The organism is Frankia sp. KB5, from assembly GCF_002099325.1.
Taxonomy (GTDB): Bacteria; Actinomycetota; Actinomycetes; order Frankiales; family Frankiaceae; genus Frankia; species Frankia casuarinae.
This window is the reverse complement of the sequence record NZ_MRUJ01000260.1, coordinates 1-2101: the sequence shown is the minus strand read 5'-3', so window position 1 is coordinate 2101 and position 2101 is coordinate 1. Positions and strand designations below refer to the sequence as shown.

Annotated in this window: 1 protein-coding gene; it reads left to right on the top strand. The window is 72.7% G+C overall.

What is annotated here, in order from left to right:
• Positions 1-369: 369 nt before the first annotated feature.
• Positions 370-2101, top strand: a 1732-nt coding sequence (locus tag KBI5_RS28130; RefSeq protein WP_241883074.1) for a hypothetical protein, incomplete at its 3' end; no start/stop codon positions are given.

The following is a 2101-nucleotide window of genomic DNA, read 5'->3' as shown; positions in this document are numbered from 1 at the left end:
CCGGTCGTCGTCGAGATCCTCAAGCAGATCGTCGGGGGCTGATCGATCGTGGCCGCCGCCGTCCTTGCCCGCCGTGCCATGTCCCTGGGCGCGCGGACCGTCCGTCAGGCCGCCCGTGCAACTGGTCGCGGGCACCGTCGTGGGTGCTGGGGTCTGCGGCTGGGCGGGGCGGCGGCGCTCACGTTGCTGCTGGTCGTGGCGTGTCCCGCACTGGCCCGCGCCGACGCTGTCCCACCCGCGCCGGCGCCGTCCGCAGCTGCGTCCACCGGCGGCCGGCCTACCCCGGATCCGCAGCCCGGACCGTCTCCCCAGGCGCCCGCCGGTGCGTCCGGGGCGTCGTCGGCCTCGCCGGCTTCCGCCGCACCTGTGGTGCCGAGTTCCCCGCCGGGCAGCCTGCCCTGGGCGGGAGACGTGCCGCCCACGGGCACCGACGGCAGCACTCCTGGCGCGGCCGGCGCCAGCCCCGGCGTGTGCACGGATGACGCGGCCGGCTGCTCGCCGCAGCCGGCAGCTCCGCCGCCGCCTCCCTCGGCGCATACCACCCCGACCGCGCCTTCCACGGGCGGTGGTGGGGGCGGCGTCGTCGGCTGGATCACCGATGCGATCAACAGCGCTATCACCGCGTTTTTCCGCACGTTGGTGACGGCCGCGCTCAACCCGCTGCTGGATCTACTGGGTCGGACGTTGTTGACCACGCCGGAACCGTCCCAGCTTCCCGCGATCGGGGAACTGTGGTCGACGTCGTGGGCGATCAGTGTCACCGCCTACGGCACGCTGATCATGTTCGGTGGGATCACGGTCATGGCGCTGGGCACGGTCCAGTCCCGTATCTCCATCAAGGAGGTCGCCCCGCGGATCCCGGTCGGTTTCCTCGCGTCCGGCCTGTCGCAGTTCCTCGCCGGGAAAGCCATCCAGATCGCGAACGCGGTGCCCGGCGGGATCCTCGGCCAGGGGCTGAACCCTGACACCGCCGCCGGGCAGCTGAAAACCGTTGTCCTCGGGGCGATCGTGCCGACGCCCGGCGGATACGGCAGGAGCGTCTTCGTTATTTTCCTCGGCCTGTTCCTCGCCGGGTCCGTCGTGGCGCTGCTGTGCACCTACATCGCTCGTATCACGATCGAGGTGGTGCTCATCGGCGCGGCACCACTGGCGCTGGCCGGGCACGGCCATCCGCTGACCGAGAAGATGGCGTTCTGGTGGTGGCGGGCGTTCTTCGGCTGCCTGGGCATCCAGATCGCCCAGTCCTTCGTCCTGATCGCCAGTTTCAGGGTGTTCTTCACCCCGGGCGGGTTCACCGTCTTCGGTCCGACGCCCGACGGTGTGGTGAACCTGCTGGCCGCGATCACCCTGATCTATTTCCTGTTCAAAATTCCTTTTTGGATGATGCCCAGGATTGGTCACGGCGGCGGCGGCATTCTCGGCCGGGTCGTGCGCGCCTACATCACCGGCCGTGCCCTCGGCCTGCTCGGCGGCAGACGGTTCGGCGCCAGCCGCACGCGCACGCGCATCCCCGCTCCCCGCGGTGGCCAGACACAGCCGATCCCACGGCGACCGGCACCCACCCCGATCACGCCGCCCCGGCAGCCTCCGCGCGGCCGGACCATCCCCCAGTTCCTCCAACCGATACCGGCGGTTTCTGTGCAGCATCTCGCCAACGGCAGGGCCACCGGCCCGCCCCCACCCGCGATCTTCCAGGCTCCGCCGACACCCGGCGTCGATCCCGAGCAGAACACCCGTCCCCGTCCTCGTCCGACCGGGCCAGCTGGCCTGCCGGTGTTCCGCTCCCCGGACAGCGCCGGTACGCCGTCCACGCCGACGGCGTCAGCGACGGCGTTTCGACCCCCGCCCGGCGCTGCCACGCGGGTCCGGTTCCAACCCCCAGGGCCTGCGCCGACGCCGTCGACGTCCTCGACGCCGATCAGGCCCCGAGGTCCGGTCGCACCGGCTAGGTTCCGCGCGCCGGACGCGACCCGGCCGGCGGGGAGCCCGCCCCGCGCCGCGGCACCCGGGCGGCGTGCCCGGACGGGCACCGCCATGCCGGTGCTGTTCAGCTCCCCGCCGCCCGGCCGGGTCAGCCCGCCGATGCCCCCACCCACACCCC